This is a genomic window from Oscillibacter sp. ER4, assembly GCF_000765235.1.
Classification (GTDB): Bacteria; Bacillota; Clostridia; order Oscillospirales; family Oscillospiraceae; genus Hominicoprocola; species Hominicoprocola fusiformis.
The window spans coordinates 16,300-28,805 of record NZ_JPJG01000037.1 but is presented as its reverse complement, the minus strand read 5'-3'; the positions used below and the strand labels follow the sequence as shown (position 1 = coordinate 28,805).

19 protein-coding genes and 1 pseudogene are annotated in these 12,506 nt (G+C 50.5%); all 20 read left to right on the top strand.

Translation table 11 applies throughout. From position 1 onward, the window contains the following. A pseudogene (locus NI20_RS15505) lies at positions 1-198 on the top strand (adenine methyltransferase); the annotation flags it as partial. Continuing rightward, positions 195-419 (top strand): hypothetical protein, encoded by a 225-nt coding sequence (locus tag NI20_RS0106675; protein ID WP_033117135.1) that lies wholly within the window; start codon positions 195-197, stop codon positions 417-419. The pseudogene NI20_RS15505 and the gene NI20_RS0106675, both read left to right, overlap by 4 nt. Positions 420-716: 297 nt before the next feature. Further along, positions 717-1,049 (top strand): hypothetical protein, encoded by a 333-nt coding sequence (locus tag NI20_RS0106665; protein WP_033117133.1) that lies wholly within the window; start codon positions 717-719, stop codon positions 1,047-1,049. A 55-nt stretch (positions 1,050-1,104) separates the two neighbouring features. Then, the gene (locus tag NI20_RS0106660; RefSeq protein ID WP_052084482.1) at positions 1,105-1,728 is read left to right on the top strand and encodes a DUF6273 domain-containing protein; all 624 of its coding nucleotides are present in this window, start codon (positions 1,105-1,107) and stop codon (positions 1,726-1,728) included. Between the two features lie 148 nt (positions 1,729-1,876). Next, entirely contained in the window at positions 1,877-2,260 is a 384-nt protein-coding gene (locus tag NI20_RS0106655; RefSeq protein ID WP_033117132.1) for a hypothetical protein, read from the top strand. 135 nt (positions 2,261-2,395) lie between these two features. After that, complete coding sequence (locus tag NI20_RS0106650; RefSeq protein WP_033117131.1) at positions 2,396-3,151, top strand: hypothetical protein; 756 nt, start codon at positions 2,396-2,398, stop codon at positions 3,149-3,151. Positions 3,152-3,531: 380 nt separating this feature from the next. Beyond that, a complete protein-coding gene (locus NI20_RS0106645; protein ID WP_242842943.1) occupies positions 3,532-4,221 on the top strand; it encodes a DNA methyltransferase in 690 nt (229 codons plus the stop codon). Between the two features lie 17 nt (positions 4,222-4,238). Further along, entirely contained in the window at positions 4,239-4,565 is a 327-nt protein-coding gene (locus NI20_RS0106640) for a DUF4406 domain-containing protein (protein ID WP_052082586.1), read from the top strand. Then, positions 4,552-4,950: a VRR-NUC domain-containing protein gene (locus NI20_RS0106635; RefSeq protein WP_033117130.1), complete on the top strand. Its 399-nt coding sequence runs from the start codon at positions 4,552-4,554 to the stop codon at positions 4,948-4,950. The genes NI20_RS0106640 and NI20_RS0106635 overlap by 14 nt, the downstream gene beginning before the upstream one ends. A gap of 2 nt (positions 4,951-4,952) precedes the next feature. Beyond that, positions 4,953-5,567: a hypothetical protein gene (locus tag NI20_RS0106630; protein ID WP_033117129.1), complete on the top strand. Its 615-nt coding sequence runs from the start codon at positions 4,953-4,955 to the stop codon at positions 5,565-5,567. Between the two features lie 64 nt (positions 5,568-5,631). Further along, positions 5,632-6,075, top strand: a complete 444-nt coding sequence (locus NI20_RS0106625; RefSeq protein ID WP_341349247.1) for an HNH endonuclease signature motif containing protein — start codon at positions 5,632-5,634, stop codon at positions 6,073-6,075. A 77-nt stretch (positions 6,076-6,152) separates the two neighbouring features. Beyond that, complete coding sequence (locus NI20_RS0106620) at positions 6,153-6,506, top strand: hypothetical protein (protein ID WP_197055366.1); 354 nt, start codon at positions 6,153-6,155, stop codon at positions 6,504-6,506. A gap of 2 nt (positions 6,507-6,508) precedes the next feature. Then, positions 6,509-8,161: a terminase large subunit gene (locus tag NI20_RS0106615; protein ID WP_033117126.1), complete on the top strand. Its 1,653-nt coding sequence runs from the start codon at positions 6,509-6,511 to the stop codon at positions 8,159-8,161. Positions 8,162-8,169: 8 nt separating this feature from the next. Further along, positions 8,170-9,405, top strand: a complete 1,236-nt coding sequence (locus tag NI20_RS0106610; protein ID WP_052082585.1) for a phage portal protein — start codon at positions 8,170-8,172, stop codon at positions 9,403-9,405. Beyond that, a complete protein-coding gene (locus NI20_RS0106605) occupies positions 9,323-9,943 on the top strand; it encodes an HK97 family phage prohead protease (protein WP_033117125.1) in 621 nt (206 codons plus the stop codon). Before NI20_RS0106610 ends, NI20_RS0106605 begins: the two co-directional genes overlap by 83 nt. Positions 9,944-9,947: 4 nt before the next feature. Then, positions 9,948-11,102: a phage major capsid protein gene (locus NI20_RS0106600; protein ID WP_033117124.1), complete on the top strand. Its 1,155-nt coding sequence runs from the start codon at positions 9,948-9,950 to the stop codon at positions 11,100-11,102. Between the two features lie 14 nt (positions 11,103-11,116). Then, positions 11,117-11,416, top strand: coding sequence for a hypothetical protein (locus NI20_RS0106595; RefSeq protein ID WP_052082584.1), 300 nt, complete (start codon positions 11,117-11,119; stop codon positions 11,414-11,416). Beyond that, a complete protein-coding gene (locus tag NI20_RS0106590) occupies positions 11,416-11,784 on the top strand; it encodes a hypothetical protein (RefSeq protein WP_052082583.1) in 369 nt (122 codons plus the stop codon). The genes NI20_RS0106595 and NI20_RS0106590 overlap by 1 nt, the downstream gene beginning before the upstream one ends. Beyond that, entirely contained in the window at positions 11,771-12,184 is a 414-nt protein-coding gene (locus NI20_RS0106585) for an HK97 gp10 family phage protein (RefSeq protein WP_033117123.1), read from the top strand. Before NI20_RS0106590 ends, NI20_RS0106585 begins: the two co-directional genes overlap by 14 nt. Further along, entirely contained in the window at positions 12,174-12,503 is a 330-nt protein-coding gene (locus NI20_RS0106580; RefSeq protein ID WP_033117122.1) for a hypothetical protein, read from the top strand. Before NI20_RS0106585 ends, NI20_RS0106580 begins: the two co-directional genes overlap by 11 nt. Positions 12,504-12,506 lie beyond the last annotated feature (3 nt).

Genomic DNA, 12,506 nt, shown 5'->3' with positions numbered 1-12,506 from the left:
GGGGGGGGGTACGCTATTGTGCTACTTATTCCGGCGCGGACGGATACGATCTATTTTCACGATTACATATACGGGAAAGCGGAAATCCGGTTCGTTCGCGGGCGGCTTCGCTTCACAGACGACGAAGGGAACGCGAGCGATCCCGCGCCCTTCCCTTCTATGGTAGTTATCTATAACGGGGAGCGGGTGAAGCAATGAACGAAGGCTTATTTTTCAGACGCGCAGATGGCGCAGAAATTCCCGTGAAAGAGGTTGAAGGGCTGAAAGGCAACGGGCTTTTAATCCTTATGACAGAAACGTTCCTTCGTGAAGAGGATATGCAGAAAATGCAACAAAGCATTGAAAGGCGTATCGGGGACGGGACGCGGGTTCTTGTGCTTGATGCACGGATCAAAAAGGTTATGCGGCTGGAGGTGTGAACGTGGAATATATATGCACACTTCCGGAAAAGGCAAAGAAAAAAGATTGTAGCGGGTGCGAGCATTGCGGCTGGGAGGCGGCAGAGGCGGAACGCCGCCGCGCCTACCTTTGCGAACACGGCTTGACGCTATGCGCGGACGGCTTGCGCCGTCTAATTATTTCAAAGAACGGAGGTACAGAAGAATTGAAATACAAAGTATGCGACCATTGCGGCGCACACCTTGACAACGGGGAAACGTGCGATTGTCAAAGGGACGCGGGCGAAAGCAACAGCGACGAAGAAAGGAGCGCAAACAATGACAGGAATTAACGAGGTTGCAAAGCAAATTCACGAAAACGCCGTCGATCACGGCTGGTGGGACGAAGAACGCGGATTTCCGGAAGTTTTGGCACTCATTCATTCGGAGGTATCCGAAGCACTGGAAGAATACCGAAACGGGCGCTTGCCTACGGAAGTTTACGCCGGAAACAACGGAAAGCCGGAAGGAATACCGATCGAGCTTGCCGACGTGATTATTCGCGTCCTTGATTATTGCGGATATGCCGAAATTGACATTGACACGGCAATTTCACAGAAGCACGAATACAACAAAAGCCGCCCGTACAGACACGGCGGCAAGAAGTGTTAAACACCCGCGAGCGGGTGCGGACATACCTATTTATATAAGAAAGGGGCTTTTTAATATGACAGAGAACAAACACGGCTTCGCGCCGAAACAGGAAATTAAGATCGGTGGGATCGCCTTCACGATTATTCAGACCGCCGAAAGCTGGGTGAAGTGTATTGCTTCGGAGTGTATCGGGGAACGAGCATTCGACGCGCAGAACCGAAACGATTTTGCCGCGTCCGATATTCGCGAGTTCTTGAACGGCGAATTTCTGAAAAGGCTGATTGCAGAGGGCGCACCGGAAGAAATGTTCGAGCATTTCAACGTTGACTTGACCGCCGACGACGGTTTGAGGGACTACGGCGGAGATCGCGTCCGTGTCGGGCTTATCACGTGCGACGAATACAGGCTTCTTCGCGGCAACATTCCGGCGCTTCCGGATACTTGGTGGTGGACAGCTACGCCGGACAGCCCGAAAAATCCTTACGTCCGCTACGTCAATTCCGACGGCACGCTGGTCAACAGCAACGCGTGGAATGGGAACTGGGGCGTTCGCCCGCTTTGCGTTCTGAAATCTGAAATCTTGAAATCTTACCTTGACGGGGATATGAAGAAGCGCGCCGAAGCGGTGGATATGATGAAGCATATTGCGGCGGCGTGGAACATTCAGCCGGAAGAGGTTTTCGAGGAAGGAAGGTAATTCACAATGACAATGTTTGAATTTATGCAAAACGCCTTCTTCCTGCTTTGCGGGATCGCCTGTATTGCGGTGGCGGTGCTGATCGTATATTGCGTAATCGTGGCAATTATCCGCACTTGCAGGATCGACAGGAAGAGAGGTAACGGAAATGGACGAAATCAAGATCGACGCGGCAACGCTTGAAGAAGCTGGCGCGGCAATCGGGTTTATGTTCGCCGCATTGCTTCGAGGCTTCAAAGACGGTATGGACGCTTACGACGTGATGGAGGCGGCAAACGATATTAAAGAGGTACACGAAACCGAAGAGCCGTTGAAGCGTGATCCGGTAAAAACTGAAATTGGGGATTGCCGGAAGTGCTGGTGCGATCAATGCGAACGGCTGGAGGAATGCGAGAAAATCCGCGAAGGATACACGCCGGACGGGATACGCCCTTTCCCGTGCGTCGGTTGTGCGGATGGAATGCGCTTCAAACCTTGCGAAGAAACGAAATGCGAAGATTTCGTGCAAGGCGAAGGGCTTAACAATGGATAGACAAAAAAAGAACCGTCCTGTATGGGCGTACAGGACGGTTCTTCCCCGTTGAGGGGCGCGCCGTTTAAGGCTATTCAATACATTTGTTATTATAGCACGAAGGTGGCTTCTTGTCAAAGGAAGGCGGCTTGACGTATGCAGAGAGTAAAAAGAAGGATATTTTCGGGCGCTGTATGCGAACAGGAAGTTTTCAACATATCGGACAGGCTTACCGATATAAAGAAGGCTGAACCGCGCCCGCGATTTAAGACAGAGGAAGAACGGGAACAACACCGGATCGGAATATCAAGAAGAAAACACGCGCGGCTGGTAAATGAAAACTTTTCCCCGCGTTCATTATATAGCACGCTGACGCTGGACAACGAAAACGAAGTACATACCTTCAAGGAAGCGAAGCGGATACGCGATCTATTCGTGCGGCGGCTGAAATACGCCTTCCCCGATGCCGTGATCTTTATTTATTTAGGACGCGGCAAGAACACGAACAGAATTCACGCGCATATGCTTTCGGACGGCGTACCGGAAGAAGCGATCAAGAAACAATGGATTTACGGAAGTATCGTCCGGATCGACCATCTACGCGAACACAATTATTACGACGGCGTAGATCACGGACAGGATTACACGGGGCTTGCGAATTACCTTTTCGACCATTGGACACCGGAGCAGGGCGGACACCGTTGGAAGCAGACGCGCAACGCGCGGAAGCCGGAACGGGAAACGCCGACCGTTGCGAAAAGGGTTTACACAGAGAGCAAGCCGCCGCGCCCGCCGAAGGGCTATATATTAGTAGAAACGAAAAGCACAAAGTATGGATACCTTTATTTTAAGTATGTGTTAGAGCCGCCGAAGCGGAAACGCAAACGAGCGGCAAAGGACGGCAAAAGCTGATTTCGGATCAGCATTTATAAAGCCTTGTAAATGTGTAACGTTTGGCGACGAAGCATAGCTTCGATCACAGAAGAAGCCTTCGAGATAGATTTTCATTTATTCCCCGTCGCCTGTTTATCGAAGATCACGAGAGGATCAGCCCGTCAAGGTTGCGAAGCACGGCAAAGCCGCTTGACCTTTACGGGGCGATCCGTGAGTGATAGAAAACAGGACAGCGGCGGGGAAAGAAAATCTATCAAGGCGGCTTCAACTTTTCCACAATGAAGGCTGGGGAAATGTGCATAACAGATCGGGGCGGGCTTTATTCCTTTGAGCCTGTTCCCCTCCCAGCGGGAGGGGCGGAGGGGTGGGAGAAAGAGAACGGAAGGAGGCGATCGACGTTGCTTGAATTGAATAGGCTTTATAATCTGGATTGTATGCAGGGAATGAAGGAGTTTCCGGACGGCTTCTTTGATCTTGCGATCGTTGATCCACCTTACGGGATTGGGATTGACGGACAGCGGAAGCGCGTTTGCAGAAATCCGAAGCACAACAGGAAAGAGCATTCGCGGGAAGGCTGGGACAATGAACCGCCGTCAGAAGAATATTTCAGAGAGCTTGAACGGGTATCCCGAAATCAAATCATTTGGGGCGGGAATTACTTTGTTCCGGTGCTGAAACAGGCGCACAAAGGCTGGCTTGTATGGGATAAGGGGCAACGCGGGCTTTCAATGTCTGATTGTGAGCTTGCATACACCAGCTTTGACACGCCGACGCGGATTTTTACCTTGAACCGCGTTGAATTGCAAATTGAAGGGACAATACACCCAACACAGAAGCCCGTGAAGCTGTATGAATGGGTTTTGTCCCTATTTGCCCGAAAGGGTATGAAGATTTTAGACACGCACGCCGGAAGCGCAAGTTCCCTTATCGCTTGCCACAGGATTGGCGGGCTTGATTACGTTGGCTTTGAAATAAACGCAAAGTATTTTGAGGCGGCGAACAAGCGGCTTGAAACAGAGAAAGCACAAATCCGCCTGTTTGATCTGCTGGAGGAACAGGAAAAGGCGGCACAAACAAAGCTGTTTTGACGAAGGGAGGAAACACGATGCAGAAAAAGACAGTTTACCTTGCGGGAAAGATTACGGGCGATCCGTTCTACCGTTCAAAATTCTATGAAGCGCAGAAGAAGCTGGAAAAAGGCGGTTTTATCGTCGTCAATCCGGCGCTATTGCCTTCGGAGGGTTTCGCGTGGGAAGCCTATATGCGAATGACGGGCGCAATGCTGAATGAATGCGCCGAAGTATGCTTCCTTCCGGATTGGAAAGAGAGCAAAGGCGCGAAATATGAGTTTGGCGAAGCGATCGCGCAAAACAAGCCGTTTTTCTTTTTCGAGGATTGGGAACGGGAGGGATCGCAAAATGCAGAAAAATAAAGCACCTTCCTTCCCTATCCCTACGGAGGCGGAAGAACAAATTGCCCTTTTTGAGTGGGCAAGACTTCAAACGGGGCGATTTCCGGAATTGGCGCTTTTGTACCACGTTCCGAACGGCGGGAGCCGGAACAAGATCGAAGCGGCACGCCTTCGGGCGCAGGGCGTGAAATCCGGCGTTCCCGATCTTTGCCTTCCGGTTGCACGCGGGGCAAGTCACGGGCTATACATTGAGCTTAAACGACAGCGCGGCGGAAGGATTAGCGAAGAACAGGTGCGCTGGATCAACGGGCTTTTGAAACAGGGATACGCGGCGGCAATCTGCAAGGGATGGCAGGAAGCCGCAAGCGTGATTACCGACTATCTACGGCAGAAAACGGAGGGCTGAAAATGGCGAAGAAAAAAGCGGGAATTTCCGAAGAGGTACGAGAAGCGATCAACGAAGCCGCCCGCGCGGGCGCTTATGAAGCGTACAAAAACACGGCGGGCGCGTATGTGAATTACTTCAAGGCTATGGAAACACTTTTGTATAACTACAAGAAGCTGGCGGCACTTGTCGCCGATGAAGAAGGCTATTGCGAAGTAGAATATCACGCAGGGCGAAAGACCTTCGCGGCGGGCAGTAAAAGCACAGGATATTACGAGCAGAAAACCGAAGCGGATATTATCGCAGAAATGCAGGAAGAAAAAAGGCGGCAGTATCGGGAAACAAAGTACGGCTTCGAGCGGCTGGAGAGGGCTATAAACCTTTACCGCGACCGCAAGGAATTCACCGTGGTTCGTATGTACTACTTCGGCGAGGACTACGAAGGCAAGCCGCGCGAGAATGGAAAGCCATACACGTGGGAGGAATTAGCCTTCGAGCTTGAAGAAGCGGGCGTTCTGAAAGGTGTAAAGACCGCGTGCAGATGGCGGAACAAGATTGTAAACGATATGGCAGTATGCGTATTCGGGATCGCGGCGGCGGTAAGTGCGGCAACGTATAGGCGCAGGGCGGGCGAATAAGTGACAATATCGCGACAATATCGAGGGGTGGAACGGGGTATATTTATATGCTATACTGTTTACGATGAATTTTTACGCAAAACGCAAGCGCACGAATAGCGCCTTTTCGGAGCAATCCGGAAGGGCGCTTTTATTATGCGCGGGAAAGGAAGGTGCGAGTATGAAGCCGTGGGCAGAGCAGTTCTATAACAGTGAGGCGTGGCGATCTTGCCGTGATGCCTTCTTGCAATCGAAGGGCTACTTGTGCGAACGCTGTTCTACGCCGCACAATCCCGTTGCCGCGAAGATTGCACATCACAAAACATACTTGACGAAGCAGAACGTAAACGATCCGTACATTGCGCTTTCGTGGGATAATCTCGAAGCGCTATGTCAAGATTGCCATAACAAAGAACATCACAAATCAAAGCGGAAAAAGCGATATTCGTTTGACGAAAACGGAAACGTGATACTCCCCCCTATTCGCCGAGAATTTAGGGAGGGTGGAACACCGAGGGCGGGAGGTTAAAAAAACTCCGCAGGCGCGCGCATAACGGGTGTACGCGAAAAAGGGGTGTGGGTATCGCCGGAAAAGGGGTGATATTTATGACGACAAAGAAGGACTTAACGAAAGATCAAAAAATCAAGAAAGAGATAAACCGATTGAAGCGGGTTTTCCGCGACTTGGACAAAAACAAGTTGCAGACCGTCGAAAGCCTTATCCGCAACGCCGCATTTATGGCGGTATCCCTTGAAGAGTTGCAGGAAATCATAAACGAAGAGGGCTACACCGTCGAATACCAAAACGGCGCAAATCAGAGCGGGACGAAGCAAAGCGACGCAGTAAAAACGCATATCGCTATGACGAAAAATCACGCCGCCATAATAAAACAGCTTTGCGAGCTTGTGCCGCCCGAAAAGAAAAAAGAAAGCCGTCTGCAAGCCTTGCGGGACGAATAAAAATGCCGTTTTCAAATTACATTTACGAGTATTTCGACGGCATAACGACGGGAAAAATTGTCGTCGGAAAATGGGTGCGGCTGATTTATGAATACATCGTTAGCGGGCTTCAAAACGGGCTTTTTCTTTTCAACGCGAAGAAGGCAAACAAGGCGATCCGGTTTATCGAAAACTTTTGCCACCATTGCGAGGGGCGAACCGATCTTTTGAAATTGGAGCTATGGCAGAAAGCGGCGGTATCGCTGATCTTCGGGATAGTTGACGAAGATAACGTGCGGATATTCCGCGAAGTCTTTATTGTGATCGGGCGGAAAAACGGCAAAACGCTTTTCGCGTCCGCCGTGATCGCGTATATGGCATATCTTGACGGCGAATACGGGGCGAAGATTTATTGCCTTGCGCCGAAGCTGGAACAAGCGAACATCGTTTACGATAACTTCTTCCAGATGATTAAAAAAGAACCGGAGCTTTCGGAGCTTGCGAAGAAGCGCCGTTCGGATATTTACATCGAGGAAAGCAACACGTCGATAAAGCCGCTTGCGTTCAACGCGAAGAAATCGGACGGCTTCAATCCGCATTTAGTCGTGAACGATGAAGTCGCATCTTGGCGCGGCGACGGCGGCTTGAAGCAATACGAAGTAATGAAATCCGCGCTTGGCGCGCGCCGCCAGCCGCTGATCTTGTCTATCAGTACGGCGGGATATGAAAACGACGGTATCTTCGACGAATTGATGGCACGATCTACGGCGTTTCTAAAAGGCGGAAGCAAGGAACGCCGCCTTCTTCCCCTGCTTTATATGATTGACGATGTAGAGAAATGGAACGACCTTGAAGAGCTTAAAAAAGCAAATCCGAATATGGGCGTTTCTGTTTCGCCGGAGTTCTTCAAAGAAGAAATCGCCGTTGCAGAAATGAGCCTTTCAAAGCGGGCGGAATTCCTTTGCAAATACTGCAATATCAAGCAGAATTCTTCCGTTGCTTGGCTTGATTACGTTGTTGTAGATCGAGCGGGCGAGAAAATCAAGCTGGAGGATTTCAAAGACAATTACGCGGTGGGCGGGATCGACCTATCACAGACGACCGACCTTACAGCCGCAAGCGTTATTATCGAGCGCGGCGGGGTTCTTTATGCCTTCGCGCAATTCTTTATGCCAGCAAACAGGCTGGAAACCGCACAGGCGGTGGACGGCGTGCCGTATGATATATTTGTAAAGCAAGGGATTGTGAAGCTATCCGGCGAAAATCACGTTGATTACAGGGACGTTTACGAATGGTTTTCTACCCTTCGGGATCAGTACGGCATATATATTCTAAAAATCGGCTATGACCGTTACAGCGCGCAATATCTGATCGACGACTTGAAGGCGGCGGGCTTCCAGACGGACGACGTATGGCAGGGAGAAAACCTTGCGCCCGTAATTCGGGAATTTGAAGGTATAATCAAAGACGGCAATTTCAAGATCGCAGATAATAACCTTCTGAAAGCGCACTTCTTGAACGTTGCGCTAAAACACAATATGGAAACGCGGAAGTTCCGTCCGGTAAAGATTGAACAGCGGGCGCGTATTGATGGCTTCGTTTCCGTGATTGACGCTATGACGGTACGGCAGAAGTATTATAACGAGATCGGCGAAATGCTGAAAAATGCGGGGTGATAAAAACTATGGGAATTTTTGAAACGATTTTCCGGAAGCCACGTTCGGATATTCAAGCGGAAGGATACTTCAAGATGCTTAACGGGTATTCGCCCGTTTTCACGAACGCGCCGGAAAGCCTTTACGAAATGGAGCTTACGCGGGCGGCTATTCATTCGTTCGCGAATTTCTGTTCAAAACTGAAACCGGAGATCAGCGGGACAGCGTACAAGAACCTTGAAAGGGTATTGCAGTTCCGCCCTAATCCATTTATGGACACGTCGAAATTTATTTACAGGATCGCAACGATCCTTTCGGTGAATAATACGGCGTTCATTGTTCCGATCGAAGATGAATACGGAGGAATAGCGGGCTATTATCCCCTACTTCCCCAGCGTTGTGAGGTTGTAGAATACAAGGGCGCGCCCTTCTTGCGGTACACCTTCGCAAACGGGCAGAAAGCGGCAATCGAGTTCGAGCGCGTCGGCGTGCTGACGCAATTTCAGTACAAGGACGACTTCTTCGGAGAGAGCAACGCCGCGCTTCGCCCTACAATGCAGTTGATCCATACACAAAATCAAGGCATTATCAACGGCGTTAAAAATTCGGCTTCCGTCCGGTTCTTGGCGAAGGTTGCGAATATGCTAAAACCGGAAGATATTACGAAAGAGCGAAAACGCTTCACGGCGGATAACCTTTCGGCGGATAATCAATCCGGTATGGTGATCTACGATAGCAAATTCGCGGACGTGAAACCGATTGAAAGCAAGCCGTTCACCGTGAACGCGGCGCAGATGGCGCAGATCAACGAAAATGTTTTTAACTACTTCGGGACAAACGCGAAAATTATTCAGAACAGCTATAACGAGGACGAATGGAACGCTTATTACGAAGGCAAGATCGAGCCTTTCGCAATTCAGCTTTCGCTGGTTATGTCGAATATGACCTATACACAGCGGGAATTGTCCTTCGGGAACGCGATCACATTTACCGCGAACAGGCTTCAATACGCAAGCAATAATACAAAGCTGAATATCAGCACACAACTATTTGACCGTGGCTTGCTCAACCGCAACGGCGTTATGGATATTTGGAATATGTCGCACGTTGAAGGCGGGGACAAGTATTATATTCGCAAGGAATACGCGGAAGTATCAGAATTGGGAAAGGAGGTTGTACCGAATGCCAGTAGTGAAGGGGCGGGAATACCGTCAAATGTTCCAGCCGTTGATGATCCCACAGGGGACGGAGAACAAGAGGTTTGATACAGATTTCTACGTCGAAGGCTTCGCAACAACGTTTGATAAGCCGTATGTTATGTACGAATACGGCGGGATCAAATATTGCGAGGTAATCGACCGCAACGCCCTTGTGGGCGCTGACCTGTCCGACGTGATTATGCAGTTCGACCATTCCGGAATGGTATTCGCCCGAAACAAGATGGCAAAGAATAAGCCGCCTTCCCTGCTTTTGGAACCGCAGGACGGCGGCTTGTTTATTGCCGCAAATTTGAGCCTTACGGAAGAGGCAAAGCGACTTTATGCAAGCATTGACGCGGGGCTTATTTGCAAAATGTCGTGGGCGTTCACCGTGTCAGAGGACGCATATAACAAAGACACGCACACAAGAACAATCTTGAAGATCAAGAAGGTTTACGACGTTTCGGCGGTATCTTATCCGGCGAACGTCGATACCGATATTTCGGCGCGTTCTTATTTCGACGGAGTGATCGAGAGAGAACAGCAGGAGCGGCTGGAGCGCCGGAAGCAAATTCTAAAAATCAAACTTATGATGGAGGTTTAACACAATGAGAATTAAAGAGATTGAAGCCCGCCTTGCGGCTATCAAGAAGGAGATCGAAGAGCGCGGCGACGCTATGAAAGCCGAGGAAATCGACGCGCTGGAGAAGGAAACAGAAGAGCTTACCGAAGAGCGCGCCGGACTGATTGCCGCCGCAGAGAAGCGCAACGGCATTCTGGACAATATCGCAAAGGGCGCGGGCATTGTTTCCCGCACCTTCGAGCAGAAACAGGACAACGCCGATCCGGACGATCCCTTCGGTACGCCCGAATACCGTTCCGCGTGGCTGAAAAACCTTCGCCGCCTTCCCCTTACCGACGCAGAGAAGCGCGCATACGCGAATGCCAGCGGCACGGGCGCGGAGGTTGTGCCGACACAGACCGCGAACGAGATTATCAGCAAGGTAAAGAAACTTGCACCGATGCTGAACGAAGTTACCCTTCTGCACGTCAAAGGCGCGGTGAAGTTCGCCGTTGAGGGTACGAACAACGATGCGGCGATCCATAAGGAAAACGCAGCTATTACGGCGGCGGCTGATACCCTTACCACCGTAACGCTGACCGGATACGAGATTATCAAGCTGGTTCAGATTTCCGATACCGTTATGACAATGAGCATTGCGGCGTTTGAAAACTGGATCGTTGATATGCTTGCAGAGGCGATCGCCCGCAAGGTTGAAGATTTCTTCATTAACGGAACAGGTTCTTCCCAGCCGAAGGGCATTGACAAGGCAAACACTTGGGGCGCAACGAACAGCGTTACCGTAGCAAAAGCCGGTTCCCTTACCGCCGCAAACGTGCAAACGCTGATCGGGCTTCTGAACGCTGGATACGACCGTAACGCAAAATTCGTTATGAGCAAGAAAACCTTGTTTACGGATTTTATGCCGTTGCAGGACACCAGCAAGAACCATATTGTAACCGTGCAGGGCAACAGCTACTTCGTTTACGGCTATCCGGTTCTTCTGTCCGACTACGTGAAGGAACACGAAGCCTTCTTGGGTGACTTCAAGAAGGTGTGTGCAAACCTTGCGGAAGATATTAACGTGAAGAACGCCTATGACATCGACACGAACAGTTACAAATACAGCGGTATTGCGATCTTCGATTGCACGCCCGCGATCGGCGAAGCCTTCGTGAAGCTGGTTAAAGGCGACGCATAATGGAGGGCTGAACGATGATGCTTGACAAGGTAAAGCTGGCTTTGCGGAAAACAGCCGCCGTATTTGACGACGAAATCGAAGATTACATTACTTCCGGTATCGCTGATCTTCGGCTTGTCGGTATCAACGTTCCGGAAAATGCGGGATCGTCCAGCGAAACGCTGGGCGATCCCCTTTTAGACCGCGCAATCATTCTGTACGCGAAATCCGAAGATAACTTCGGCGGCGAAGGCGAAAGGCACAGAAAGGCTTACGATTACTTGAAATGCGCCTTGTCGCTGTCCGATGACTATACGGAAGGCGGTGGCGGATAATGGGCTGGAGAGATCAAATAACGCTGATTGCGCTTTCCGAAACTTCGGAGCGGACGAACGAACACGGCTTCCCGATAATGAAGCCGGAAACGGCGACAACGGTTTTCGCCGATAAAAAATCCGTAGGGTATTCAGAATTCTACAAAGCGGAAATGGCTGGACACGTCGCCGAAGTAAAGTTCGACGTTTACGCAATGGAATACAACGGCGAAATGATCGCAGAATATCCCGTTTCGAGCGGGAAGCGTTATCGCATTCTTCGGACGTACATTCATAACGACGGAGAGCTTGTGGAATTGACGCTTTCCAGCTTTCCAGAAGCGCAGAACGGCGCGGAGGAAGGAGGCGGCGGAAATGGCGAAATTTAACGTTGTAGGGCTTGACGATCTGCAAGAACGAATGCTTCAAAAAGCGCAGATTGCAGAAGAAGCCGTGCCGGAAATGCTGAAAGCTGGCGGCGCGGTAATGCAGGAAGCACAGAAAGCGGAAATCCGGAAAATGTTTCGGAGCCGAAGGAGTACGGGCGATCTTGCCGCGTCGGTTATCGTATCCAAAATCAAGGAGCGGGACGACGCAAAGATGGTTGAAGTATATCCGGACGGAAAGGATCGGCACGGGGTACGCAACGCGACAAAAGGCTTTGTCCTGCAATACGGGCGAAAGAATATGCCAGCGCGCCCGTGGTTCACGGCGGCGAACACAAAGGCGGTTGACGCTGTAAATGCAGAAATGCGCCGCGTATGGGAGGCGAAGCAGAATGAACGTTGATACACTTGTGAAAACAACGCTTGAAAAGCTGGGTTGTCCCGTTGAACGACTGAAATACGACGGAAAGGCAAAAACCTTTATCACGTATCAAATTGTCGTGGGACAAGATACGCACTTTTCAGACGATGAAAGCGGCGCGGAAGAATTCACATACAGGGCGGATATTTATTCCCGCGTGGATTATATCGCGCTTATGCGGAACACAAAGCGAGCATTGAAGGAAGCGGGGTTCTACGGGATCACGTTTGATCCGGAAGTGTTCGAGGAAAGCACGGGTTATTATCATATCCCCGTGGAATTTAAGTATATGGAGGTATAAGAC